Here is a 25,769-nt window from a genome sequence, read left to right on the forward strand (position 1 = left end):
TTGTCCCCCGTCCGTTTCCGGATTTCAGGTCTTTCGGACCCGAGGTTAGCTTGGCGGGCAGAGGTTTCCTCAACTTACCTCATCATTACTGATACTCCTTTCAGCGCCACAACGGCGCACTGTCCTTATAGCCGAAGGTCATGCCGTCGGCAGCGCGGCGATTATAGCGGACCAAACAGACAACGGCGAACACGGAGCGTTCGCCCTCGGAGGTGACGCGCTCACACGCGGCATAATAGGTCCGCAGGCCGACCAGCGCCGAACGCAGCACGCGCAGGCGATGATCGTCACGGACATAGGTCAATTGATCGTCGAGATAGGCGCGGGGACCATCGAACGGTCCGCAGTCGCGCATGAACAACCAGCCCATGGCAGGTCTCCTTGACAGGGTTGTGAATCAGGCGGCGATGGCGAGCGCCACTGGCCAGGGTTCGGGCCCCGTCGCCGCCCTGATCTCGGCGGCAAGCGCCGACGGCGTGAGCAGCGCGGGGAGGGGGGCGTGGTGCATCGGGAAACCGGCATCCGCGCGGTCCCGCCGGCGGTAGAAACCGATCTCGCGATCGGCGGCGAGCGACCAGGGTGCCACGGTGACGAACAGGTCGGGATGATCGAGAAAACTGTCGCCGCAGTCGCCGGCGCCGCCCATCCGGCTGCCGATCCGGGTCATGTCAGGATCGAGCCCGAGCGCATCGGCCAGCGCGAGCAGCGCACGGCGCGCCTGGAAGTGAAAGCTGGTCTTGGCCTGGAGACGATGGCCGAGCTTCTGGCCGCGAAGCGCAAGAAGGGCAGGGTGCTCGACGGTCCGCGCCCAGGCACGACGGCAGGCCTGTTCGAGGATCACGCGGTCGGGCGCCTGGCTGCCCGCGACATCGCCTAGATGATGGGCGAGCAGCAGGATGGCGGGGTCGGATTCGATCGAACGCCCCGACGCCTCGCAATCCTTGACCGCGCCGCTCAGCGCCCGCAGCGTGGTTTCGACCGTGATCAGCGCGCGCCGGTCGAGCGCCTCGTTGAACCGGTAGACGACATCATAGTGCATGATAGCCTCCTTTGGCGTGCCGGGCGCCGCATCGCGCCCACCCGCCCCGGCGGCTCCCTCTCCTCTTCGGGCCTTGGTCGGGCGGCGTACCGCCCGACCGGTTGATGTCAGTGACCTGCGGCCGCCGGCGGCGTGCCGAGCGGGCCGCGGCGGTCGACCACCGCGATCCCGCGCTTCTTGGCTTCGATGACGAGCCGTTCGGTGACGCCATTGCCCTGGAAGGCGACGACATAACGCGGGCTAAGCGACAGCATCTGCTCGTTGCGGCGGAAGCCGGCCCGATCGCCAAGCTTGCGGTCGAGCCCGAAGCGCACCTGCTGGATGCCATGCTGCTCGGCCCAGGAGGCCGCGAGGCGCTCGATCCCTTTCATGTCGCCGCCATGGACGAGGTACATGTCGCCGACGCGCTCGCGGACGCCGTTGAGGGTCTTGAGGAGATGATCGGCGAAGCACCTGGCCTCATCCTCGCCGGCAAAATGCAGCCGGCCGCCGGCGAACACCACCGGGGTGCCCTGCGCGGTATTGGCATCGCGCACCCGCTCGCGGCGCGCGCGCAGAAAGGCCTGTCCGTCGACGATCGCCGAGGTCACGCCGAGCGAGATGCGGTTGCCCGTCGCCGGCACCCAGGACCGACCGGTCTCGTGCAGATAATGATGCGCGGCGGTGTCGCGCATGACCTCGAATGCGCCGGCGGCTTCCTCGATCTTGCGCGCCAGGTCGATCTTGTCCTCAAGCTCGGCGGTCGCGACCTCGGATCCGTCCTGGTCGGCCAGCAGCAGCCGGATCTCGTCGGTGAGGCGATCGACGCTGCCATGTTTGCGCTGGGCGGCGCGGTGGAAAAGGTTGACGACACCCCAGCCCAGATCCTCGATGTCGCGTTCGAGCGCGCTGTTGCCAAGCGTGGCGAACAAATCGCTCCAGATCGCGGAGACGGTCTGTTCGAGCGCCTCGGCGGGCGGCGGAGCGATCCCGGAGATATCTTCGGGGCGGGGGACAAGATGTCCCAGTTCGAGCGCTGAGAGCGCCGCTGCGAGCGATGTGGTCATGATGATGCGCCTTTCTTGGCTGGCCCGGCGGCCTGTCCGCCGGATGCGCACCTTCTGGGCGGCCGCACGAGCGGGGCAGGCACCGAGGGCCCGCCCGAGGAGCACCCCAAGCCGGATGGGGTGGCGCGGGCAGCCGCGGTACGCGGCAACACGGCCCACCGGCTTGGGGTTGCCGGCGCCGCGCGGCCGCCCATGTGCGGCATCCTCTGGCGGACAGGGGGCGGGGTCAGTCAGCGCGCAACGGCTGCACCCCGTCGTCGCCGGTGACCGCGAAGGGTGGCACGGCAAAATCGGCCCTCGCGAAATGCGCCTCGATCGCGGCGAAGCTGCCGAGACGGTGCACATCCTCAAGCCCGATCAAGACGACATCGTCGTCCGACCCGGTGAAGCAGGTCGACGCTTCGCCATCGAAGACGACGCGCTCCGGACCAAAGGCGCCCGCGGCGCCACCCGCCCAGCGCACGAAGGCAAGGCCATGGCGCAGACAGACATCCTCGATGAAGTCGAACCGACCCAGGCGACCTCGGTCGCCATCAGCTCGAGCGGGCGCGACGGATCAAACGACGCGAGGTCGAACGGGTTGCCCTCCCAATCGGCCGTCGCGCCATCGGAACCGATCGCCGCGAGAAGGTCGGGAAGATGGGCGGCATCGAGCAATCCGCAGATGCGGATCGACACGGAACACGATCGGCCATGACAAGCTCCTTATGTCGGGAAGTGAGCGAGCCCGAGCGAAAACCGGGCTAGCATACGGGCGATCAGGCCGCGGCCTCGATCGGCACGGCGATGTCGCCAGCGTCACGGCTATCGCCATCGGCATCGAGCCCGGTCGCCCGCAACACAAAGCCGCACGCCGCCTCGGCGCGCGCGGCCGCAGTCAGCAGCGCCCGGCTGTCCTTGCGCAGGATGCCAAGCCAATGGCCGATATAGGCGGCATGATCGTCGAGATGATCGACCGGAAGGCCGAGATCCGCTCCGAGCAGACAGGCGCACATTTCGGCGCACAGCTCCTCGAACGCATAAGCGGCATCGCCGAAGCGTTTGCCGAAGGTCCGATCGAGCCGGTCGGGATGGCCGGTCCAGTGGCCCGCCTCATGCGCGAGCGTCGCCGCCCAGTGCGCGCGGGTGCCGAACAACCCGACCAACGGCATCGCGATCAGATCGGCGCCGCGATCATAATAGGCCTGGTCGCGACCGTGCCGCGCGCGCGCGGGCAAGCGTTCGACAAAGGCCTCGGCGCGGGCAGGCAGCTGGTCGGTCGGCGGGACAAGCTCGATCCGCGTGGGATAGTAGTGCGCCGGCAGGCCATCGATCTGATCAGCATTGAAGACCGCATATCTGCGCATCACCCGGCGGAGTTCATCGGCATCGCCCGCAGCCTGGCCGGCGCCTGCCGCGCGCTTGGTATAGGCCTTGTAGAAGATCGCGAATTGCGACCTTTCACCGATGCGAACCTGCCCGCCCAGCAACTGCGCCTGCTGGTAGGTCATCCAGGTCCGTGAAGCGAAGCCGGCCTGTTCAGCGGCCATCCACAGCCAGAAGGTGTTCATGCCCCGATAGGCTTCGCCGTTCGCGCGCAGCGGCCGCCCGCCCGAAACGCCTGCCCGCCAGGGGCGAATCCACGGGCGCACGCCCTGTTCGAGCCGTGCGATGATCCCCGCGGTGATCGTGTCGGCCGGCGATGCCGTCCCAGCAACAGATGTCATGATCGGTCCTTTCTCGGAAAAAGACGAAGGCGGTGTGGGTGAGACCGGGTGGCGCGGGGCGAATGTCCCCGCGCGACGGAAAGCGGACGGGGCAGACGCCCCCGCCTGCACCGTCCCTCGCGAGCTATGGCAAATCCGGCGCACCGCCTTCGTTCGGACGAAGCCAAGGGCTCCGCGCGAGAGGCGCCCGGGACGGCCCGTCAGCCGCCCCGGGATAGATATTGTGCGGTGTCAGGCCGCTTGGTCGATCGCGGCCATGTCGTCTTCGGGCGGCGTCACGCCATCATCACCGGGCGCGTCATCCCGCTCGACGCCATCCTCCTCGTCCTCATCGGCGAGGAAGTCCGGATGTGGTCGAGTGGCCTCCTCCGCTTCGACCAGATCGAAGCGCATCGCCTCGGGCAACCAGCTGAGCGCCTTGTCGCGCACCTCGGCCTCGACGAGGCCCTGGCCCGCACATAGCGCGCCGCAATAGCTGGCGAGCTCGGCCTTCTTGGCGTCCTTGTAGCGGTTGCGCAGCGCCGACCCGCCAATCTCCTGCAACGCGTCGAGCATCACGTCCTTCTTGACCCGACCGAAGAAGTTCTCGGCGGTCGGACGCCACCAGGCTACGACATCGACGCAGAGCAACCGGCCGAGATGGTCGTGAAAGCCGTTGCTGCGCCCGCCCTCGGGCAGATTGAGCGTCGGCTCGAGACCCTGCGCGACCGCAAAGGCCAGCCACGCGGCGCGGGCGGCATCATCGAGCGTCCGGAACGCGTCGAACCGCGCGCCGAGCGTCGGCAACCCCGCCCAGCTCGCATCCAGGCCGTCGCGCTGCTCGGCGATCGCGGTGGTCGCGGCACTGCCCTCATCGCGGAAGCCGGTGATCGGGAAGCCCGCCGCCGGCGCCTTCAGGGTTGCATGGTCGCGGACATAGAAGGAGCCATAGACGATGCGGTTGGCGATCAGGAAGATCGCCAGGTCGAGCGCGACGCCGGTGTCGCTGCCGACATGCGCCGCGAGGATCTGGCGCCGCTGGGTGGCGAGCTCGTCGACGAGCGTGGCGCTGAGCTTGACCCCGCTCTCGGCCGGGCCTTCGTCCGATCCCGTCTCGCCCGGGACCGCGGGCTTCTCCTGTGGGGCCCGGATCGGCTTCTCGCTGAACAGCCTGGCGTGGAGCTTGGGCTGACCATCGGCGCCGATATAGAGGAAACTGCCGAGCTGGGTGCGGATCTCGGGATCGATCGTCTCGCGCGCCGCCTCGATCTCGTCGAGCTCGCGCTCGATCGCGGCGAGCCGTTCTTCGGCCGCCTCGGCGTTGGTCGGACCGGTCTCACTCTCCTCATCCTCGTTGAGCTGATCGATCAGCGTCTCGCTTTCGGCGCCGAGCGCCTGGATACGCACGCTCTCCTCGTCGGTCAGCGCGCGCGTGGGCGGATGATAGGCATGCACCTGCCGTTCGAGATCATAGGGGACATGGGTCGCGAGCACCGGGGTGACGAAGGCGAGGCCCTGCGCCCGCGCGATGTCCGCCGCCGCGGCTTCGAGCTTGGCGCTGGCGAGAGCCTCAAGCAGCTCGACATCGACCCAGGTCTCCTCGGCCTCGCTGCCGAACAGATCGCGCTCGACGCGGCCCCCGGCAGCGACATAGGCGTCGCGCCCGATGAACACCGCCTTCAGGTCGTTGCCCTTGACCGTGCCGTTGAGGATCGCGCGGCGGATATTGTCCGGGTTGTTGCCATAATAGGACTGGCGCATCGACGCGAATACCCGCGCCTGACGCTCGACGTCGGCGGTGACCGCATAGGCCTGCGCCGAACCGAGCGTGATCTCACCGGCCGCGAGCGCGTCGAACACGCACGGCGCCAGTTCGGCGAGCCGGACCCGCTGCTCGACGAACCGCGTCGTCACCCCGAAGCGCTTGGCGACGTCCTCAGCCTCGGCACCCTTGTCGATGAAATGCTTGAACGCGGTGCACTCGTCGGCGGGGTTCATCGGCACGCGGTGGAAATTCTCCGCGAGACTCGCCTCCACCGACAGCGGGTCGTCATTGAGCACCAGCACCTGGACCTCATGATGGGCGTCATAAGTGCCGCGATCGATCAGCAGCTGCAGCGCCAGGCGCCGGCGGCGGCCCGCCTTGATGCTGAAATGTCCGGGCTTCTTGAGCGGCACGACCACGAGATTCTGCAGCAGGCCATGCGCGGCGATGCTCGCCGCGAGGCTTTCGACATCGGCGTCGCGGTCTCGCTTGCGGACATTGTCCTTGGAGAGCGACAGGTTCTTCACTTTGACAGACTCGATCATTGTAGGTCTCCATCGAAGAGACGGGCGCTTGGCTTTGCGCACCCGCAAGCCTGCTCATCAGGCTCACCAAGCCGAAGGCGTCCTCCCCTCTCCGGGCGGGTTGGGGAGGACATGGCCGATCAGGCTGTCAGGCGCGCGACGATCTCTGCTGCCCGCGCCACCGGCACGAAAGCCCGCGTCTTGTAGGCGATGATCTCGGTGAAACAGCCAAGCGCCTTGAGCGCGTCGAGGCGCGCCGGCAGCCAGTCGAGCAGTTCGAGCCGCTGCTCGCCGCCAACCAGGCTGCGCTTGAGACGATATCCGCCAATCGCCTGCACTTCGCCGGTCGCCAGCACATGCGCGACGGCGTCGCCGGGCGCGATCGCAAGATTATTGGCGATGCCGAACGCCGCCGCGATCCGCGGGATGGCGGCGGCCGGCACGAGCCGTCCGAGCAGCGACTGGCCGTCATCGGTGGTCAGCCGCCAGACCTGGACATGCTCGTCGGGCAGCTTGCCCCAGACCGGCAGCAGCAGCCCGACCACGAGGTAGATCGTCTCGGTCCGCGTCCGGGTGCGCATCTCCTCGACCTCGGCATCCCACAAGGCGGCGAATTCGGACGGCGTCGCCTCTTCCCAAAGGGTCTCAGCGAACAGATCCTCGCGCAGCCGGTCGGTGCGGGTCGGACGGATCAGCTCAAAGCGCCGGATCATCCGGCCGTCGTCGTCGGTATGGCTGTGCGCGGGGCTGCAGATCGCAGCCTTGTTGGCGCGGCGGTTGATCATCCGCCGGCTGACGCCATCGTCGCACAGGCCCTCGATCCGATCCCGCCCGATCGGCCGATAGCGCTGCTCGGTCTCGAGCCGCAGGACCTCGGTCTCGGCACCCGACACCGGATCGCGCCGGATGAGCGTGCGCTCGAGGATCGTAATCCGCTCAGCGGCGATCGTCTCGACCCCGATGTCGAGGGTGCCTGCCTCGCGCGCCGCATCGACCCGCGCCTCGATCAAGCCCAGATATTCATCGAAGATCGCATTCTGCAGGGCGATGCGAAGCGCGAGGATACGGTTGAGCCACCGCTGGATCGGGGGGAGGTCCTCGGTGAGACCGCCGCCTTCGCCCTCGAGCTCGAGCCCGGTCAGCCGCTGGAAATCCTGATAGCTGACCGAGGCGAGCTTGCCCTCGAACAACAGGCGGAACCAGGTGACCAGCGACTCCTTCGCGAAATCGGATTCGAGATTGTCGCGCGGGTCGAACAACCCCTGGCCGCCGGTCTGCCGCTGACCGCGCGTCAGCGCGCCCAGACTGTCGAGGCGGCGCGCGATCGTCGAAATGAACCGGCGCTCGCCGCGGCAATCGGTCGAGACCGGGCGAAACAGCGGTGCCGCCCGCTGGTGCGTACGATGGGTGCGGCCGAGCCCCTGGATCGCGGCATCGGCGCGCCAGCCCGGTTCGAGCAGATAATGCACCCGCCGTGCCTGGTTCTCGGCATCGAGGCTCGCATGATAGCTGCGTCCGGTCCCGCCGGCATCGGAGAAGATCAGGATCCGCTTGGCGCCGCGCATGAAGGCGTCGGTCTCGGCGAGATTGGTGCGCGGCGATCGGGCTTCGATCCGCTGCCCGCCGCGGCCATCGGCGATCACGCGGCGCGAGCGGCCGGTCACCTCGGCGACCGCATCGACCCCGAAATGATCAATCAGATGATCGAGCGCCGACCCGACCAAGGGAAGCGCGCAGAGCTGCTCGAGCAACGTGTCGCGCAGCCCGATCGCCTCCTGGCTAAGCACCGGATGGCCCGCCTCGTCGATCATCGGTTCGGAGCGGACCGTGCCGCTATCGTCGACAAAGGTCCGCATCTGGCGGACGGGGAAGGCAGCCTTGAGATAGTCGATCAGAAATTCACGCGGCGACAGCTCGATATCGAGATGCGCGCGGGCCTGCGCGTCGAGCCCGGCCAAGGTCCGGTCGAGCATCGCCTCGGAGGTGGAGACGAGCTGAACCACCACGCTGTCGCCGCGCGCGAGGTCGGCGCGGATCGCCGCCAGCAGCGACGGCAGTTTCAGCGCGATCAGCAACTGGCCGAAGAAGCGCTGCTTGCTCGATTCGAAGATCGAGATCGCCGCCGCCTTGGCCCCGCCATTATAGGTCTGCTTGGAGAAACTGTCGGTGATGCGGGTCGCGTCGAGCGCGGCGCGCAGGTTGCGGTGGATGATACCCCAGGCATCGGCATAGGCATCGTAGACCGCGACCTGGCCCTCGGTCAGTTCATGCTCGAGGATGTCATATTCGACCCCGGCGAAACTGAGCGCACGCGCCGTGTAGAGACCCTGCGCCTTGAGATCGCGCGCGATCAGCTCCATCGCCGCGATGCCGCCCCGGCGCAGGCTTTCGACAAAGGCGCGCCGGTCGGGAAAGGCGGTGCTCGGTCCCCATAGGTCGAGCCGGGTCGCATAAGCGAGATTGTTGACGTCAGACGCGCCGGTCGCCGAGACATAGAGGATTCGCGCACGCGGCAGCAGATTCTGCAGCCGCACCCCCGCCAGTCCCTGCTCGGAGCCCTTGGTCACGCCGAACCGGCCCTCGCCGCCGGCCACCCCGGCCATTTCATGCGCCTCGTCGAAGATAATCATCCCGTCGAAATCGGCACGCAGCCAGTGGAGCAGCTGGGTGAGGCGCGACCCCTTGTCGCCCCGGTTCGAGCGGAGCGTCGCATAGGTCAGGAAGATGATCCCGTCGGCCGCACCGATCGGCTCCCCCAGCTTCCACTGGTTGAGATGCTGGATGTCGAGCGCGAGACCGCCAACCGCTACCCAGTCGCGCCGCGCGTCCTGGAGAAGCGTCTCGGTCTTCGAAATCCACAGATGCCGGCGGCTGCCGCGCAGCCAGCGGTCGAGCAGTATGCCGGCAACCTGGCGGCCCTTGCCGGCGCCGGTGCCGTCACCGAGGAAAAACCCGGTCCGATAGACATCGCCATCCGGGTCCGGAGCGAGGCTCACCCCCGCCTCCACCGCCCGGAACCGCCCCGGCAGATCGCGCTCGAACGCATCGCCGGCATAGACCAGCGTCTCGAGCTGCGCGTCGGAGAGGCGCGCACCGTCTAGCACCGTCGCGGGCAGGCAGGGACGATAGCGCGGCACCGGCGCCGCGATCGACCCCATCGCGATCGATTCGACGAGTGGGGTGGGGTGGCAGGCCGCGTCGGGAAACGCGATCCGGCTCGGACGATAGGGAAGATAAAGGCCGCTCGAAGGACCCGCGGCCGGTGGGGCGTCATGGATCGAATAGTGAATTTCGCGTGGCTCGGCGTCAGGCCGTGCGCGCGGGATCGGCCGTGGCAATACCGGTGCCGCGGTCCCCGTCCGGAACAGCCCGACGCTGGCCGACCCCCGCGGGGGCAGGGCACGGACCGCGGCCATCGGCGCGGGCGCTGGGGTTGCGCGCGCCTCGATCCGCGACAGCGCGGCGGCCAGTGTATCGCAGGCAAGGCGCGGACCTTCGGCAGCACCGGCAGGCTCAAGCCGCACCAGCGATACCGCCTGGGTGGTGCCATGCTTGGCGAAACTGCCTATTGGCAGATCATAGGCAGCGGTGACCGCATATCCGGCCGTCGCGATCGACCAGTCGGATGCGGTTCGGTCGAACCGGTCGGGCAGGATCGCGACGCAGCGGCCATGCGGTGCCAGTAAGGTCAGCGCGGCCCGCAGATGGCGCAGACCCGCTCGGCGGTCGATTCCACGCCCCTCGCTACGCGAGAAGGGCGGGTTGATCAGCACCGCATCGAAGCGCTGCCCGCCAAGATGGTCGCCGAGGATTTCGGCATCATGGAGGGTGACCACGCACGCTGGAAAGGCCGCTTCGAGCAATTCGGCGCGGCCCGGGTCGCGCTCTTTGAGGATCAGCGCAGCGCCCGCCAGCGCGGCGAAGATCGCAAGCAGGCCGGTGCCGGCCGACGGCTCGAGCACCGTCTCGCCGGCCTTGGCCCCGAGTAACCGCGCCGCCAGATAGGCGATCGGCGCGGGCGTGGAGAATTGCTGAAGCGCGATCTGCGCCTGAGAGCGTACACTGTGTGTCGGCAGCGTGGCGCCGCGCGCGACGAGCTCGGCCAGGATCTCGGCCGGACTGCCCGATGGCGGGCTCTGGTGAAGCGCCAGCACCTGGGCGAGCTCGAGCGCGTCGAAGGCGGCGCGCAGCGACCAGTGGCCATCGGCCGAACCGCAGCCATGGGCCTTCGTCATCGCTGCGATTATCGCGGCGCGGTCGATCGGCTCGCCGCGCATGAGGCGGGCGGCAAGGGCAAATGCCGCCTTGATCGAGGGAGGGGTGAAGTCGAGCGCAAGCGCGGTGGCGGTCATGACGGGTCTCCTGCTGTCCGACCGGACCCATGTCCGGCCAGCCTCGCCAGAAGCTCTCTCTCCTCTTCAAGACCGCTGCATCGTGGCGCGTTATGACAAGCGAGTGGCCATCGACCTCGGTGTCTTTCTGATCACCGACCAGTCGCCAGTTTATCGCGAACCCGCCGTTTGGGCCTCTGCGCGCTGTCGGCGCCGCCATGCGTCATTCCAGTCTTCGCGGTGCGGAGCTAGACGTCGCACCACCTCGCGGCCCTCTTCGGCGAGATGATCCTGCGCCTGCGCATAGCATCGCTCGGCCGGCGCGCCATGATCGCCATAGACCATTATCCGCCGCACGCTCGGTGGGATCGCGACCAGCCCAAGCCGCTCGACGCCGCCAAGCGCCCAAGTCGGCGTTCCGAACCACGACATCGCCGACAGAGCGTCCTCGATGCCCTCGGCAAGCCCGAGCTCGATGGTCGGTTCTGCCAGCCGGATCGCGCCGGTCGCCAACAGGCCGAGCGCCGCCTTCGGCTTGGCCAGCGGCTTGCGCAGCAGATTGTCGAGATCGAGAAAGGTCCGCTGGACCGCGATCAAGCCAAGGTCGGTTTCGACCGCCGCGATCATCGCCGGCAACACCCGTCGCCGCGCGCCGGACCCATAGATCACCTTGGGATGATAGCGCAGCTTGCCGGACACGTCCGAAACGCCGCGCGCCGCGAGATAGGCTTCGGCCGGACTGTCGGCGAGGGGAAGGCTTTCGCGCCACAGCCGCCGCGCCATCGCCGACAGGTCGCGCGACGGGCGCACCGCCGGGACCATGAGCGATTCATGATCGTGAAGACGGCGGCGGCGCAGCTCGGCCATGACATCCTCGGTTTTGCAGCCGGCGAAACAGTGAAACAGGATCGCACGCTCGCCGAGCCGGACGGAAAGCGATGGCGTCCTGTCGGCATGTGCGGGACACAGGCAGCTCCCCGATTGTCCTGTCCAGCGACCGCCCAGCGCTTCGACGATCGCCTGCGCGCGGACCGCCGCATCGGCAGCATTTTGAGGCATCGGACTTCTCCTTCAGGCGCGGGCCATGAAGTCGCTCCGCGTATCGGCACCGGACGCAGCCTCTCCTCCAGCAAAGCATTCGACGCGGTGGAGGGCGAATCGCTGGCGCATGTCAATAATTATCGATATAGGTTTGTTTGACAAATCGCCGATCATCTGCCTTCGCGAACGGAGTGGGGCTAAGACGATTTCCGGTTTGTAAACAGAGAGTTAAGGTAGCATCCGGGATTGGGCATCTCGACTTTGCTGATGCATTCAGTCAGAATAGGCGGCCCGCCCGAGCGGGTTCAGGGGGAAATCCATGTCCAAGGCGCCGGTTGATGTCGGTAATGTCGATGATGAGTGGGAGGGCTTCGCCCGCCGGCTGAAGGCCGCGCGGGTCGCCGCCGGATTGAGCCAGGCCGAGCTTGCGACCGCGACCGGGATTGCGCAGGGCAAGATTTCAGCGATCGAAGGGATGACCACCAACCCCTCGCTCGTAACCGTGATCCGTCTGGCCGCGGGCATTGGCGTGCCCGTCCATCAGCTGTTCGCCGACGACGCCTCCGACTGATCGGCCTCGGCCGCCTCCATGCGCTGGCGGAAATTCCACAAGGTCTGACGGGTCACCTTGAAATGGGCCGCCATGACCGCTGCGCTCGTCTTGGCGGCGATCATCGCCTTGAGCTCGGGCCAATCTTCGGGTTGGAGCCGGGCAGGGGGCCCGACCCGCTTGCCGGCGGCACGGCGCTGGGCAAGACCGGTGCGCGCCCGTTCGCTTACCAGCCGGCGCTGACTATCGACCAGCGCCACCAGCGCACGGCGCGCCGCCGGATCGCGCCGCGTGTGGATATCGCCATCGACGATATGGAGCGCCGCGCCTGCCTCGAACAGGCGCTGGAGCACTGCGGCGATGTCGACCAGGCTCTGTCCCAACCGATCGAGATGGGTGACGATCAGGGTGGTGTTGGCGGTGAGGCTGCGCAACGCGCGGCCGCGTTGCCGGCTTGCCGACGGCGTCGCACCCGCCTTCTCGATGAAGATCGGGTCGCAGCCAAGACGCGTCAGCGTCGTGGACTGGTCGTCGGGATCAGGGCCCGCGGCGCCCGGCCGCACATAACCGATCAGGCTCTGACTCATGCGGCCAGCGTCGACCTCCACATCGGTTCAACATTAGCCCAGCAGTCGGGCGAGACGGCGCAGCCAGGCGCGATCATGGTCAGGCGGTGGCTTCGAGGACGGCCGTCGCCGGCTTCTTCTGGCGCGGCGCCAGCAGCACGACCGTGTCAGGTTTGCTGATCCGCCGCCCGCGGCTGTCGGTCCGCCCCTCGGCCGGGATGACGTCCTTCAAGGTCACGCGATATTCGGGGAGCCGGTCATCGGCCTCCACATCCTTGAGATGCTGCTTGAACTTGGCGAGCGACGCGGTCGAACCGACCTTGGCCGACAGCAGGTCGAGCGGCATCTCGACCTCCTCGCCATCGCAGTGACAATGGGCGATCTCGTAGAGCCGACGTTCGATCGTCCCAAGCCGGAAATAATCATGATGATAGGAATAGATATGCCCGTCGCGCTGGATCGCGCGGTGCAGCCAGGCACAGAGCCGGACCTTCACATTACGCAGCTGCTCCTCGCCATTGGGCAGGCGGGTATAATTGGCCGCTGCTTCCGACAGCCAGGAGAACCAGCCGCGATCGATCTGTGAGCCGGTCTGGATGTTGGTCTTGATCTGGGTGCCCTGCAGACGCTCAAGCGCGTCGGTGAAGCGTTGATAGTCGCGCTTGCCGGGACGGGCGACGCCGGTGATCCGGAAGAAATCATGCGCGGTGAAGGTGAACTCCTGATCGACCTCGCCGCCGCGACCGATCTCCTGCGCCATGAGTGATGCGATGTAGAGAATGATCTCCTTGTCATACATCGTCGCAATGCCGGTTGCACTCGGCCGGATCTGGATGCTGACATTCCCCAATTTATAATCGAGCGGCTTGAGAACGGCGACCTTGGACAAGGCGAAGAAGGGGAAGTCCATCACGCTCCGCTCGCCCCGTACCTTGCCGTGCAGCGGACTGTCGACTTCGAATAGATTGCCCTGCTTGAGAATGACGGCCTGCTTGTTGGTCATTTCAGCCCCTTCGGCGCACTGATTCTCCTTACCGTCCATTCTTTTAACTCGCATTGCTTCCACACGCAGCCAATTAGCTCGACGAGATGCCCGAAAGCACGAGTCTTTGCCCGCCGAACAGGCCTGAGCGGAACCTTAGCCTATGAGTCACGCATAGCCATGTTTCGAACTCGTGCTTTCGGGCATCTCGTCGCCCAATCGACTCTTTCGGACGGCAAGTCGCAGACTCGTCACGACGCTCTGCCCGAAAGCACGAGGCCCGACAGCGCCCGCTTCGCGATTTCGCTCACCGCTCGCGGACCGGCGCCACCGGGCATCGCCTGCATGGCCGCGCCCTGCCAGTTATCCTTGAGGCCGTGAAACGTCCGGCCCAGATGCAGTTCGCCGCGGGACGCCCGGTCGCTCATGCCCCTCAAATAGGCGCCGGGCTGGCGGACTTCGCCGAGCCGATATTTGTGGACCGTTGCAATGACCGACGCCGCGGCGCCACGCTCGCCCATCAGGCGGCAGGCCTCGTGCCAGGCGTGACGGTGGATCCCGTTCTGGTCGGCGAGACGCTCCGCCAGATGGATGACGTCGCCCCATTCACCACGGCCATGTTCGAGCGTGAAGCAGAGTTCGGGCGAGACCGCTTCGATGAACCCGGGATCAACGCCATGTTTCTCGAGATCCTCCTCGACGTCGCTCGCTTGCCCTAAGGTCTGGGCGCACCCGATTTTCCTACTTCTTGCCGGATAGCCACTACTTGTATCTGCTTTTGCAGATTGGAGTTTAGTTGTAGTTGTAGAGTGGATGAAATCAGCAGCATCCGTGCATGCACTATTCTCTGATTCCATTGTCTTTCCAGCAGTGTCTGCGGCTGCCAATGCTACGGCGATTGCGGCTTCAAGATCCCGCCCCCGCTGCTCGATCTGCTCCACACAGCCCATGAGCAGTTCGATGTCGCGGACATTGCGCATCTGCCGGGTCGCGCTCAGCGCCAATTCCAACTCCTCGTCGGCCGAGGTCCCGTGAAGCGCGCTGTCCAGCACGGTCTGCGCCAGGCTCGATATCCGCCGGCGCGCCGCACCGAGCCGCTTCTTCAGCGCCTCGATCTGGGCATCCTCCTCCGCACCGCGCTTGGCGATCGCGGTGAACTCCTCGATCCGGGTACCCAGCGGCGCCAGCACGATCCCATAGGCCCATTTGATCGCGCCGTCGGCGCCCCGCACGCCGCCGCGATGCCCATTCGGACTGTCGCGATGGCTGATGAGGCGGAGCCGGATCGCGCGATCGAGCAGATTCTGCACCTGCCGCACGCCGAGGCCCAGCTTGCGCGCGAGCTTGTCATTGCGCGGCCATACGATCGGCGTCGATCCCGCCCGCCAGTCATCGGGGCGGGTCCAGGCAAACATCGTGTCGATCATCTGCACGATACCCGGCGGCACCTGCATATAGGGGGCGGCGCGCTTGAAAGCCGCTAGCGCTTGTGCCGGGCCATGGCCTTCGGGCAGCCCGCGAAACGCCTCCGCGACCGCGTCGGCTTCTGCCGCAAATGTGTCGAACCGGCGGAAACCGGCCCCTGGTGAACAGGCATAGGCCATCGTTCGGTAACTCCCCTTTCGGGAGCCCGTGCGCACAAACGCCCTCTGCGCGCGGCAAGCCACACGTGAGTGCTTGTTTGATGTTAGGGAAGCGGCTAGGATTTGATTGCTACGTCGCCCCTAGCGGGCACCCCGAAAAGCCCGGCCTCGTGCCGGGTTTTTCATGTCAGCACGGCATCTCCCTGCGATTGATCACACAAGCGGCCCGATCGGGTCGCCGCGGTCTTGAAGCCTCGATCACCGCCAGGCAGAGAATCGCACGCTATCGGACGTCACAATCGTTAACCGTCCGGATCGCCCGGCCTACCGCCGATCCTCGTGCTTTCAGGCACCAGGTCTCGGAAATGTTCGTGCTTTCGCGCATAACGTCGCGCGGTGGCAGGGATACGCAGCGGGTTTTGTGGCACCACCGCACGTGCTTTCGGGCATCGCGTCGTCGTGGAGGCTACGCGCCGCACGGCGCCCCGCTGACGGTTTTCCTTTGCGCAGAATCACTTGGCGCTCCCCGATCGAGCAGTACCGCGCCAGCCGTCCGTAAGTGCCCCCGCTTCAGTCGAGGTCTGCCGAACGACGGCGACGGATCCGCGTCCGATTAAGGCTTGCCTTTGTCCATTTATATCGTTTAAGGGTTAGTTTGACATCGAGTGGAGCAGGCAGTGAGCGGTCAATCGGGCAGCGTCATCGCAGAAAGCGGCACAAAGCGCGCGCCTCGGCGCTCGTGCAACCACCGCTCCGCCAGGCTCGGGATGATGCGTTCGGCAGATGCGCCGGAGAGTGCACGGTGATGCTCTCGATCTCGGCTGCGGCGGCGCTCGCCTATCAATGTGCGCCCGCCGTCGCGCCCGAGACGCTCCTGTCGGTGGCGCATGCCGAAAGCGAACTCGACACGCTCGCCATCGGAGTCAATCATGGCCCGAGGGCGGCGCGCCCGGCGAACGAGGCCGATGCCGCCCGCATCGCCAAGGCGCTGATCGCGCAAGGCTACAGCATCGATCTGGGGATCGCGCAGATCAACAGCCGCAACCTGCAATGGCTTGGCCTGTCGGTCGAGGACGCCTTCGACGTCTGCCGCAACTTTGCCGCCGCCGCGCGGGTGCTCCAGACCAACTATGCCGCAACCTCTCGCAGCGGCCCCGAGGATCCGCTCGGCCGCGCCATCTCGCGTTACAACACCGGCAATGACCGGCGCGGCTTCGCGAACGGCTATGTCGGCCGGGTCTATCGCGCGGCCAATATCGTCGTCCCGGCGCTGCGCGGGGGTGCGGCCACGCGGCCATCGCCCATGGCGTCGATGTCCGCAGTACCGGATTCGCCCGCGCCTGACCGTCCGATCGAAGCCCAGCCTGCGACCGAGGGCTGGGACGTCTTTGCCCGCGGCCGCCGCTCCCCCGTCATCGTCTTCGGAGATCCGGAATGACCCACGCCTCCCGACCTATGCTGCCGATCCTGTCCACCTGGGTTCTCGCGATGGTCCTGATCGCCGCGCTGGCGGTGATCGCGCCCGATGCCGCCTTCGCGCAAGGGACCGACGGCATCACCTCGATGGCGCAGAATATCCTCGACTGGTTGCAGGGAAGCTTCGCCAAGACTGTCGCGACGATCGCGGTCATCATCGTCGGCTTCATGTTCTTCACCGGGCGCGCCTCGATGCAGCTGTTCGTGACCGTGGTGATCGGCATCTTCATCGTGTTCAGCGCCGGCTGGATCGTCGACCAGATCACGGGCGGCGCCTGAAGCGTGGCGCCGCAACCCTCCCAGCGGCTTGTCGAGGACAGCCTGTTCCTCGCGGTGACCAGGCCCTCGATGTGGCTCGGCGTGCCGCTCGAGGCGGCGCTTCCGATCGCCTTCGTCGCGGTCCTTATGTTGCTGGTGACCGGCAACCCCCTCTATGCGCTCGGCTTCGGCGGGGCGGCCTTCGCGGCCGCCCGGCTGGTGGTGCGGCACGATCCCAACAGCTTCCGCCTGATGATGCTGTGGATCGACACCAAGGCGCGCTGCCGGAACCGGACCTTCTGGGGCGGTAGCAGCTATTCGCCGCTGCCGCTCGTCGCAACCCGCAAGGGCTTCGCCCGTGGCTGAGTTGAGCCTGCGATCACGCCTCACGGCCGCCGCCGCCCACCGCGTGGCGTGGCGCGAGCAGGACCCCGGGCGATTTCTGCCCTATGCCCGCCATGTCGACCGACACATCATCGCGCTCGACAATCGCAGCCTGATGATCACCTTCCAGCTCGATGGCATCGCGTTCGAAACGCGCGACGCCGACGACCTCAACCAGTGGCACGAAAAGCTCAACGGAACGTGGCGCAATCTCGCCGACGAGCGTCTGGCGATCTGGACGCACCATATCCGGCGGGTCGATGACCATTATCCGCAGGGCCATTTCCGTTCGGCTTTCGCCCGCGAGCTCGACGCGGCCTACCGCGCCCGGGTGAAGGCGAAGCAGCTGTTCATCAACGAGCTCTATGTCACTCTGGTGATGCGCCCGGCCGCCGGCGGCGCCGACAAGGTCGCCGACCTGCTGCGCCGCCTGTCGCGCGCCCGCGCCGACGATGTCGAAACCGATGCTGACGCGATCCAGCGGCTTGAGGAGAAAGCCCGCGATTTCGAGAAACTGGCGAGCCCGTGCCGCCCGCGGCGGCTCGGGCTTTACGAGCATCACGGGTTGAGCTTTTCCGAACCGCTGGAGATGCTCGAACAGGTGATGACCGGCCGACGGCTCCGCGTGCCGCTGGTCGCCGGGCATCTCGGCTCCGGCCTGTATTCCTCGCGTGCCATTTTCGGCGCCGAAGTGGTCGAGATCCGCTCGGCCGACGCCTCGGCCTATGGCGGCCTGTTCGGTATTCGCGAATATCCGGCGACGACCCGCCCCGGTCAGCTGGGCAGCCTGCTCAGCCTGCAGTTTCCGCTGATCGTCAGCCAGTCCTTTACCTTCCTGGGCAAGGCGGCCGCCGCCGAGCGTTTCCGGCGCAGACAGAACCAGATGTATTCGACCGAGGATGTCGCCGAGAGCCAGGCCGATGCGCTGTCGGACGCGGCCGACGACCTGGCGAGCAACCGCTTCGTGCTCGGCGACCATCATTTCTCGCTCGCGCTCTATGGCGACAGCGTTCGGCGCCTGAACGAGCATATGTCGCTCGCCCGCGCGGCGCTGGCCGATGCCGCTATGGTCGCGGCGCGCGAAGGCCCGGCGCTGGAGGCGGCCTATTGGTCGCAGCTCCCCGGCAATTTCGCATGGCGCGCCCGACCGGCGGCGATCACGTCGCGCAATTTCGCGGCGCTCGCGCCGTTCCACAGCTATCCAACTGGCCGCCCGACCGGCAACCATTGGGGTGAGGCGGTGGCCCTGCTCAAGACCAGCGCGGGGTCGCCCTATTATTTCAACTTCCACAATGGAGACCTCGGCCACACCCTGATTGTCGGGCCCTCGGGCGCCGGCAAGACCGTCATCCAGAACTTCCTGATGGCCCAGCTCGAGAAGAGCGGCGCGCGCCAGATCTTCATCGACAAGGATCGCGGCGCGGAAATCTTCGTGCGCGCGAGCGGCGGCGACTATCTGGCGCTCGGTAATGGCCTGCCAACCGGCTTCGCACCCTTGAAGGGTCTCACCGACACGCCCGGCAATCGGCAGTTTCTGCGCCAGCTCGTCCAGCTGCTCGTCAATCCCGACCATATGCCGTTGCCGGCGGCGGATGAGCGGATGATCGCGGAGGGCATCGCCGCGATCCTGCGCCTGCCGCTCGAGGCGCGGAGCCTCCGCGCGCTGCGCGAACTGCTCGGCCAGCGCGATGCCGCCGGCATCGGCGCACGGCTCGAAAAATGGTGCGCCGGCGGGTCGCTCGGCTGGGTGTTCGACAATGACGCGGACACGCTGCGCTTCGATGCGCGCTTCCTCGGCTTCGACATGACCGACTTCCTCGACAATCCCGAGATACGGTCACCGTCGATGCTCTATCTCTTTCACCGCATCGACGGCTTCCTCGCCGGTGAGGAAGAAGGCGGGGCAGGGGCCCGCACCGTGATCGATGTCGACGAGTTCTGGAAGGCGCTCGGCGACGAGGCGTTTCGCGCCTTCGCGCAGGACGGGTTGAAGACCTTCCGCAAACGCAACGCGATCCTGATCTTCGGGACGCAGAGCCCGGCCGATGCGCTGCGATCCGACATCGCGCACAGCATCGTCGAACAGGTCGCCACCCAGATCCTGCTGCCCAATCCGCGCGGTCGCGCGGAGGATTATATCGGCGGTCTTGGACTGAGCAGCGCGGAGTTCAGGCTGATCCGCGAAGAACTGCAGCCTGAAAGCCGGCGCTTCCTCGTCAAGCAGGGCCACGACGCGATCGTGGTCGAACTCGACCTCGACGGGCTCGAGGACGAGCTCGCGGTGCTGTCGGGGCGCAGCGAGACCTTGCCCGTCATGGAAGCGGCGCGGCGCGAGCGCGGCCCCGATCCGGCCGACTGGCTGCCCCTGTTCCACGAGCGACGCCCCGGAAAGGCCTTCAGAGGAGGACGGTCATGAAGCATCTGAGAGCCATCGGAACCGCGCTCGCGGCCACCGCCATCGGCACCGCCAGCATCGCGGGTGCGCAGGGCCTGCCGGTCTTCGACACCTCGACCTATGCCCAGACGCTCGCGACCGTGCGCAACACGCTGCGGATGATCGACCAGGGGAAGCAGCAGCTCGACGAGGCCCAGCGCCTCTATGGCAGCATGAACAAGCTGACCAACGTCAACAGCCGCGGCGCAATCCTGAGCGTCGGCACCGTGCGTAATCTGCTCCCGCCGGAGGCCCGTGATATCGAGCAGCTGATATCGGGCAATACCGGTGCTGGGGCGCTCGGTGACCGGGCGAAGCGCATCCTGGGGACGGCCCAGCTCGGCACCGACCTGCAAGGTGGGATCGATGCGGACCGCGCCTATCAGGCCGCGCTCGAAGCGTCGGGCCAGCGCGAAGCCTCGACCGCCGCGATCGCCGAGACCGCCTTCGGCGTGACCACGCAGCGCACAGCCGGCCTGGAGGATCTCAGACTGTCGCTCGACGAAGCCAGTGACGCCAAGGATGTCGCCGACCTCCAGGCGCGGATCGCCGTCGAAGCCGCGCATATCCAGAATGACCAAATGCAATTGCAGGCGTTCGCGATGCGAAAGGCGGCGCAGGATCGTCTCGATATGCAGGCCGATGGCGCCCGTCATCTGCGCGATCTTCGAGCTTCGATTGGAGCCGGGAAATGAAAGCCATACTGGCGACGAGAAACCTGATGGCGTTCATATATGGCAGCTTGCTTGCGAGTTGCGGGCGAGACCCTGAACCGGCGCACAATACCGCATATTTTCGGTTTCATCCCGACGCACGCGCCGCGATGATGAAAAGCTGTGCAGCCGATCAGAACGTAGAAAATCCTTTGAACTGCATGGCTGCGGAGAACGCCAATCGGCTCGAAATCCTGAGCAAGTCACACTGAGGCGCTGCTGGATATCGTGAGGCTCTGATGGAAATGACCTTCTTCAGCACGGCTTATGGTAGCTTGGACGCGACGATCGCGAGCTTCCTAAGCACGACGCTGCCGAACGTGATTGCCGCTGTCCGGGGCCCTTTGGCAGTAGCACTCGCCATCTATTTGGCGCTGGTCGGTTATGCGGTACTACGCGGTCTCGTCGACGAACCCTGGCGCGAGTGGTTCTATCGAATCCTGAAACTCGCTCTTGTGTGGGCCGCAGTGAGCTCCGTTGGGTACAACGAGTGGATTGCACAGCCTTTGGGCGTCGATGCGCCCAACGCGATTACCCAAGCAATAGCCGGCGATTCCACAGGAACGGCAGGCGATACCTTCGACCGCTATTTTCAGCGTAGCGACGCAATCGTCGTGAAGCTCAACGAATATGCGGAGACCTTTGCACCGGTTAACCCCTACCGGCTGGTCGTATGGGCCGCGGCGATGTTGGTCTGGTTACTTACAGGCCTCTCGGCGCTGATCGGGTTCGCGATCACGATCTTCGCGAAGATCGCCCTCGCCATCATTATCGCGCTGGGTCCCATTTTCATTGCGCTTGCTTTGTTTAATAGCACGCGCGGACTGTTCTTCGGCTTCCTCAATCAAGCCCTCAATTTCGTCCTCTTGATCGGTGTCATCGCGACGATGACAGGCATCGTCATAAGCCTTGGAAATGTCGCTGAAGCGTCTGCCAGCGCGGCGCAGGATCCGGTGTTCGGCTCGATCATCTTCGACATCTATGTTGTGCTGGGCAGTGTCTTCTTCTTCCAGGCGCCATCGATCGCTGCCGGCATTGCGGGCGGCGCTGCGGCGGGTGTCGCCGATTTCGCGCGACAGACGCTTCTGCAGACGCGGGGGGCCGGGGCATCGACGCGCGCAGGCGCGCGCACCACCCGCGCCATGGGCCGCGCGGCGCGCAATATGGACCGGGCCGCGCGCAATTTCCGCGACCGCGTGACGGGCACGACCACCAATCCGAACAGCATCTCGGGATGAACGCCAATGAGACAGCGAGATCTAGTCCGTCATCTGATCGCCATGGTCCTGGCGACGGGCATGACCTCGTCCTGCACCGGGCAGAAGCTCGCGAAACTCCCGCGCTGCGACGGCGGTCACCGGCGAGACGCCAATCCCTATGGCAGCATCCTGCCGGCCGCGCCGAAGCCGGCCGTCACCGCGCCCGCAACCGCCGGCAAGCCGATGGCCGCACGCGAAACCGACGAGCGCATAGCGGCGGCACCGCTCCGTCGAACCTATCCAAGCTGCTGAGGACGCCATGGCCGAGGGCATAAAGACCAGCGATCTCTATCGCTATTTCGCCGAAGCCCGAAGCTGGGACCAGGATCGGGTGCGCGACGCCTATCGCTCGCGGCGCAACGCCTGGATCCTGGCGAGTATCGCCGGCCTGCTCGCGATCGCCGCCGTCATCGCGCTGGTCGCCCTGACCCCCTTGAAGACGGTCGAGCCCTTCGTGATCACCGTCGATCGCAGCACCGGCGCGACCGAAGTCACCACAGCTTTAACCGGCGACAAGCCTGTCAGCTATGATGAAGCGATTTCCAAATATTTCCTCGCGCAATATGTCCGGGCGCGCGAGGGCTGGCTGCCACCGGCCGCAAGGGAGAATTTCAGCAGCGTCGCGATCCTGTCGGATGCCGCCGAGCAGGCGCGTTGGCAGCGCGCATTCGACGCGCGCAACCCCACCAGCCCACAGACGCTCTGGGGTCCGCGCGCGACCGCTGAAGTGACCGTCCGCAGCATCGCCTTCGTCAATCCGAAGGTGGCCCAGGTCCGCTTCACCCGCGTCGTCCATCCCGACATCGGCGATGCCGTCGACAGTAACTGGATCGCCACGCTCAGCTTCGCTTATTCGAGCGCGCCGATGGCCGAAGGAGACCGCTACCGCAATCCGCTCGGCTTCCAGGTCTCGAGCTATCGCTCTGATCCGGAGGTGATCCCATGAAGCGGTTCGCGCTTGCGGTCGCGGTCCTGATCGCCGCACCGGCCGCACAGGCGGCCGAAACGCCCCACCCCGGCGCCGCCGATCCGCGGGTCAAATGGGTCAATTATGATCCCGCCCAGGTCTACCGGCTTGTCGGCGCCTTCCGCAGCGCGATCCAGGTGCTGTTCGCGCCCGATGAAGAGATCGCGCATGTCGCGCTCGGCGACACCGTCTCCTGGGAGGTCGCACCGGCCGGGAACATCCTCTTCATCAAGCCCCGCGAACGGGCGGGTCCAACCACCCTCATCGTGACGACCAAGCGCGGCGGCGAATCCCGCAACTATCAGTTCGAACTTGTCGCGCGAGCCGGTGGGATCACCGCCAAGACGCCGGACACCTTCTTCCAGGTGCGCTTCCGCTATCCGCTCGAGGAGGCACAATCGGTCGCGCGCCGCCCCGCCGCGCTCGAAGCCGGCGCGATCAAGCTCGCGCTCGATCACGGCGTGATCACCGGCCAGCGCAACATGGCTTATACAGTCCAAGGATCCAGCGATCTGCAGCCGTCCGAAGTTTCCGACAACGGCCAGTTCACCGTGATGCGCTTTCCCAACCGGCGCGAGCTGCCGGCGGTGTTCGTCGTGCTGCCCGATGGCAGCGAAAGCCTCGTGCCCTTCGATGTCCGGGACGATTTCGTCGTCGTCCACCAGATCGCCAAGCAGTTCCGCCTGCGCCGCGGGCGACTGGTGCTGTGCATCTACAATGAAGGGCCAGGCACCTACGGCGTCGATCCTGGCACCAACACCGCCTCGCCCGACGTCGACCGGACGATGAAACAGGAGCAGCAATGATGGCAGGCGGAGCCTGGCAGTCCGGTGAACCATCCTCGCCCGCCTCGCGCGATGCCTTGCCTGGGGCCGCCGACATCGACCGCGGCGCGATCGGGTCGATCGGCAGTTCGACGCGTTCCAACATCATGCGCGGCGGCGCGTTCGCCGCCGTTGCCGCCGTCATCGGCATCTTCTTCATCACTCAGACCGGGCAGGGCCGGCGCGAGACGGACAAGAGTGCGGCCGAAAAGCGCGCCGATTCGACCCCTGCCAAGGCTGTCGTCAGCTATGAGGATGTCGCGTCCACCGCGCCACGCCTTGCCGCAGCGGGGCAGGACCCCCATGCGCCGATGCTCGGCCAAGGTCCGCCCACCGATGGACCGGCCGTACCCGCGCTGTCACCCGATGATCCGGGTGCAGCGCAGGCCGCGCGAGCTAGCCAGCGCAGCCCCGCGCAGGTCATGGCTGATGCCAGCCGTCGCGCGCCGTTGATTGCCTATGGCGGCGGGCAGAGCGGCGGCAGAGCCGGTGCCTCCAATTTGGAGATAGCGCCTGGATATCCACTATCCACGCCGGGTTCCGGGCGTTCGGGCGGGGAAGAGCCGAGCGAACTCGACCGGCTGCGTCGGCAATCCGCGGTCAAGCAATCGCGTGCGGGGATGATCGGCAACCGCGATTATCTGATCACGGCCGGCACGCTCATCCCGTGCGTCCTCCAGACGGCGCTGAGTTCGGCTCAGCCCGGTTACACCACCTGCATCATTCCACAGGACATCTTCTCGAATAACGGCAATGTCGTGCTGATGGAGAAGGGCACCAAGGTGCTTGGCGAATATCGCGGCGGCCTGTCGCAGGGCCAGAATCGTCTGTTCGTGCTGTGGACCCGGGCGGTCACCCCGCAGGGTGTCGCGATCGACCTCGGCTCGCCAGGCTCCGACGCGCTGGGCCGCGCCGGCGTCGCGGGCGGGGTCGACACCTTCTTCTGGGCGCGCTTCGGCGGCGCGCTGTTGCTGTCGTTGGTCGACGACCGCATGCAGATCGCGGGTCAGGCGCTCGCCAACCGCGGCTCGAACACCACCCAGGTCCCGAGCGATGCTGCGGCGGTGGCGCTGCAGAACAGCGTCAATATCAAGCCGGTCCTGCGCAAGAACCAAGGCGAGGAAGTCGGCATCTTCGTCGCGCAGGACTTCAATTTCGCCGATGTCTACGGCCTGCGGCTGCGGCGATAGCACCCATGCGCAGCGCCGACATCTCGGTCCTCAACCATTATCTGAGCCCGGTGCAGGCGTTGCTCGCGGCTGACGATATCACCGAGCTCGTCGTCAACCGGCCGTTCGAGGTCGGGCTCGAAACCCCGAGCGGCTGGCGATGGATCGACAGTCCCGAGCTCGATCCCGACTGGCTGATGACCTTGGCGCGCACCGCCGCCGCCCTCACCCGGCAGGATATCACCGACGAAAGCCCGATCTGCTCGACGGTGCTGCCCGGCGGCGAACGGGTTCAACTGATCATTCCGCCGGTCGTGCCGAGCGGAACGGTTTCCTTCACGATCCGCAAGCCCTCGGTCACCGACAAGTCGATCGACGATTATGCGGCCGACGGATTGTTCGAGGCAACCGAGCTTGCATCACAGGCGCTCTCGTCGGTCGATCACGAGCTCGTCGCCTTACGCGACGCCGGCGCCTGGCCCGCCTTCTTTCGGCTGGCCGTGCGGGCACGCAAGAACATCCTGATCAGCGGCGCAACCGGCTCGGGCAAGACCTCGCTCGCCAAAAGTCTCGTCCAGCTCATTCCGCCACACGAACGCATCCTCACGATCGAGGACAGCCGCGAACTGGTCGTGCCGCATCGCAACGTCGTGCACATGATCTATGCCAGGGACGGGCAGGGTCTCGCCAGGGTCTGCGCGAAGGACCTGCTCGAAAGCGCGCTGCGGATGCGTCCCGATCGCATCCTGCTCCAGGAGCTGCGCGACGGCACCGCCTTCTTCTACCTGCGCAACGTCAATTCCGGCCATCCCGGATCGATCACGACGGTGCACGCCAACTCGGCGAGCGGCGCCTTCGAGCAGCTCACCTTGCTCGTCAAGGAATCCGATGGTGGCCGTGACCTCGCCCGCGACGATATCCGTGGCCTGCTCCATTCACTTGTCGATATCGTCGTCCAGATGCGCCGGTTTGAACCAGGCGGGACGATGCCGGCGCGCTACCGCATGACGGAGGTCTATTTTGATCCTGACCGGGTCCGCCCGCACTAGGGGTTGTGGGGATTCATCGCGAGTTGATGACGGCTGCGGCGAGGTAGATCATTGCGGAGAAGCTTAGATCGGTTTTGCAGGCGCGCATGGCGATGCGCTTGAACTCTTTGAGTTTGCAGAAGAA

24 protein-coding genes and 1 pseudogene are annotated in these 25,769 nt (G+C 66.3%); 13 read left to right on the forward strand and 12 right to left on the reverse strand.

Translation table 11 applies throughout. The annotated features are described in order from the left end of the window. Window positions 1–100: 100 nt before the first annotated feature. The 8 genes from WP12_RS21265 to WP12_RS21300 all read right to left on the reverse strand — a co-directional run bounded on the left by WP12_RS21265 (window position 101) and on the right by WP12_RS21300 (window position 11,449). Window positions 101–370: a hypothetical protein gene (locus tag WP12_RS21265; RefSeq protein ID WP_046195657.1), complete on the reverse strand. Its 270-nt coding sequence runs from the start codon at window positions 368–370 to the stop codon at window positions 101–103. Between the two features lie 27 nt (window positions 371–397). After that, complete coding sequence (locus WP12_RS23660; RefSeq protein WP_052730546.1) at window positions 398–1,039, reverse strand: hypothetical protein; 642 nt, start codon at window positions 1,037–1,039, stop codon at window positions 398–400. Between the two features lie 107 nt (window positions 1,040–1,146). After that, a complete protein-coding gene (locus WP12_RS21275; RefSeq protein WP_046195658.1) occupies window positions 1,147–2,085 on the reverse strand; it encodes a DUF2493 domain-containing protein in 939 nt (312 codons plus the stop codon). Window positions 2,086–2,311: 226 nt separating this feature from the next. Further along, window positions 2,312–2,548, reverse strand: coding sequence for a hypothetical protein (locus tag WP12_RS23665; RefSeq protein ID WP_052730547.1), 237 nt, complete (start codon window positions 2,546–2,548; stop codon window positions 2,312–2,314). Between the two features lie 295 nt (window positions 2,549–2,843). Further along, window positions 2,844–3,791 (reverse strand): ArdC family protein, encoded by a 948-nt coding sequence (locus WP12_RS21285; RefSeq protein ID WP_046195659.1) that lies wholly within the window; start codon window positions 3,789–3,791, stop codon window positions 2,844–2,846. Window positions 3,792–4,022: 231 nt separating this feature from the next. Continuing rightward, complete coding sequence (locus WP12_RS21290; protein ID WP_046195660.1) at window positions 4,023–6,080, reverse strand: ParB/RepB/Spo0J family partition protein; 2,058 nt, start codon at window positions 6,078–6,080, stop codon at window positions 4,023–4,025. A gap of 119 nt (window positions 6,081–6,199) precedes the next feature. Next, entirely contained in the window at window positions 6,200–10,411 is a 4,212-nt protein-coding gene (locus WP12_RS21295) for a strawberry notch-like NTP hydrolase domain-containing protein (RefSeq protein ID WP_046195661.1), read from the reverse strand. Between the two features lie 150 nt (window positions 10,412–10,561). Continuing rightward, window positions 10,562–11,449 carry a DUF7146 domain-containing protein gene (locus tag WP12_RS21300; RefSeq protein WP_046195662.1) on the reverse strand — a complete coding sequence of 296 codons (888 nt, stop codon included), beginning with the start codon at window positions 11,447–11,449 and terminating at the stop codon, window positions 10,562–10,564. 301 nt (window positions 11,450–11,750) lie between these two features. Here WP12_RS21300 and WP12_RS21305 point away from each other — a divergent pair, with 301 nt between their 5' ends. Continuing rightward, window positions 11,751–12,002 (forward strand): helix-turn-helix domain-containing protein, encoded by a 252-nt coding sequence (locus WP12_RS21305; RefSeq protein WP_046195663.1) that lies wholly within the window; start codon window positions 11,751–11,753, stop codon window positions 12,000–12,002. Here the strand turns inward: WP12_RS21305 and WP12_RS21310 are convergent. The 3 genes from WP12_RS21310 to repC all read right to left on the reverse strand — a co-directional run bounded on the left by WP12_RS21310 (window position 11,972) and on the right by repC (window position 15,133). Then, window positions 11,972–12,568 carry a recombinase family protein gene (locus WP12_RS21310; RefSeq protein WP_152664107.1) on the reverse strand — a complete coding sequence of 199 codons (597 nt, stop codon included), beginning with the start codon at window positions 12,566–12,568 and terminating at the stop codon, window positions 11,972–11,974. The genes WP12_RS21305 and WP12_RS21310 overlap by 31 nt on opposite strands. 79 nt (window positions 12,569–12,647) lie before the next feature. After that, window positions 12,648–13,550 carry a replication initiator protein A gene (locus WP12_RS21315; RefSeq protein ID WP_046195678.1) on the reverse strand — a complete coding sequence of 301 codons (903 nt, stop codon included), beginning with the start codon at window positions 13,548–13,550 and terminating at the stop codon, window positions 12,648–12,650. A gap of 230 nt (window positions 13,551–13,780) precedes the next feature. After that, window positions 13,781–15,133 (reverse strand): plasmid replication protein RepC, encoded by a 1,353-nt coding sequence (gene repC, locus WP12_RS21320; protein ID WP_046195665.1) that lies wholly within the window; start codon window positions 15,131–15,133, stop codon window positions 13,781–13,783. 784 nt (window positions 15,134–15,917) lie between these two features. On the opposite strand from repC, the gene WP12_RS21325 reads away from it, so the two are divergent. From WP12_RS21325 to virB11, 12 genes are read left to right on the forward strand one after another with little or no spacing between them, the layout of a single operon-like run. Continuing rightward, window positions 15,918–16,550, forward strand: a complete 633-nt coding sequence (locus tag WP12_RS21325) for a lytic transglycosylase domain-containing protein (protein ID WP_052730549.1) — start codon at window positions 15,918–15,920, stop codon at window positions 16,548–16,550. Between the two features lie 50 nt (window positions 16,551–16,600). After that, window positions 16,601–16,867: a TrbC/VirB2 family protein gene (locus WP12_RS21330; protein ID WP_443027895.1), complete on the forward strand. Its 267-nt coding sequence runs from the start codon at window positions 16,601–16,603 to the stop codon at window positions 16,865–16,867. A 3-nt stretch (window positions 16,868–16,870) separates the two neighbouring features. Next, window positions 16,871–17,212 carry a type IV secretion system protein VirB3 gene (locus WP12_RS21335; protein ID WP_268794745.1) on the forward strand — a complete coding sequence of 114 codons (342 nt, stop codon included), beginning with the start codon at window positions 16,871–16,873 and terminating at the stop codon, window positions 17,210–17,212. Between the two features lies 1 nt (window position 17,213). After that, on the forward strand, window positions 17,214–19,646 hold the full coding sequence (locus WP12_RS21340) for a VirB4 family type IV secretion/conjugal transfer ATPase (RefSeq protein ID WP_046195668.1): 2,433 nt from the start codon (window positions 17,214–17,216) through the stop codon (window positions 19,644–19,646). Next, window positions 19,643–20,359: a type IV secretion system protein gene (locus tag WP12_RS21345; RefSeq protein WP_046195669.1), complete on the forward strand. Its 717-nt coding sequence runs from the start codon at window positions 19,643–19,645 to the stop codon at window positions 20,357–20,359. The genes WP12_RS21340 and WP12_RS21345 overlap by 4 nt, the downstream gene beginning before the upstream one ends. Then, a complete protein-coding gene (locus WP12_RS21350; RefSeq protein WP_046195670.1) occupies window positions 20,356–20,589 on the forward strand; it encodes an EexN family lipoprotein in 234 nt (77 codons plus the stop codon). The genes WP12_RS21345 and WP12_RS21350 overlap by 4 nt, the downstream gene beginning before the upstream one ends. A gap of 27 nt (window positions 20,590–20,616) precedes the next feature. Continuing rightward, complete coding sequence (locus WP12_RS21355; protein WP_046195671.1) at window positions 20,617–21,615, forward strand: type IV secretion system protein; 999 nt, start codon at window positions 20,617–20,619, stop codon at window positions 21,613–21,615. A gap of 6 nt (window positions 21,616–21,621) precedes the next feature. Continuing rightward, complete coding sequence (locus WP12_RS21360; protein ID WP_152664108.1) at window positions 21,622–21,888, forward strand: hypothetical protein; 267 nt, start codon at window positions 21,622–21,624, stop codon at window positions 21,886–21,888. 7 nt (window positions 21,889–21,895) lie between these two features. Continuing rightward, window positions 21,896–22,582: a virB8 family protein gene (locus WP12_RS21365; protein WP_200894571.1), complete on the forward strand. Its 687-nt coding sequence runs from the start codon at window positions 21,896–21,898 to the stop codon at window positions 22,580–22,582. Further along, complete coding sequence (gene virB9, locus WP12_RS21370) at window positions 22,579–23,409, forward strand: P-type conjugative transfer protein VirB9 (protein WP_046195674.1); 831 nt, start codon at window positions 22,579–22,581, stop codon at window positions 23,407–23,409. The genes WP12_RS21365 and virB9 overlap by 4 nt, the downstream gene beginning before the upstream one ends. Continuing rightward, window positions 23,406–24,617, forward strand: a complete 1,212-nt coding sequence (gene virB10 / locus WP12_RS21375; RefSeq protein ID WP_152664109.1) for a type IV secretion system protein VirB10 — start codon at window positions 23,406–23,408, stop codon at window positions 24,615–24,617. The genes virB9 and virB10 overlap by 4 nt, the downstream gene beginning before the upstream one ends. A gap of 5 nt (window positions 24,618–24,622) precedes the next feature. After that, window positions 24,623–25,645 (forward strand): P-type DNA transfer ATPase VirB11, encoded by a 1,023-nt coding sequence (gene virB11 / locus WP12_RS21380; RefSeq protein ID WP_046195676.1) that lies wholly within the window; start codon window positions 24,623–24,625, stop codon window positions 25,643–25,645. A 13-nt stretch (window positions 25,646–25,658) separates the two neighbouring features. Here virB11 and WP12_RS26085 read toward each other — a convergent pair. Next, window positions 25,659–25,769 (reverse strand): annotated as a pseudogene (locus WP12_RS26085) (IS5/IS1182 family transposase); the annotation flags it as partial.

The sequence above is a fragment of the Sphingomonas sp. SRS2 genome (genome assembly GCF_000971055.1).
Classification (GTDB): domain Bacteria; phylum Pseudomonadota; class Alphaproteobacteria; order Sphingomonadales; family Sphingomonadaceae; genus Rhizorhabdus.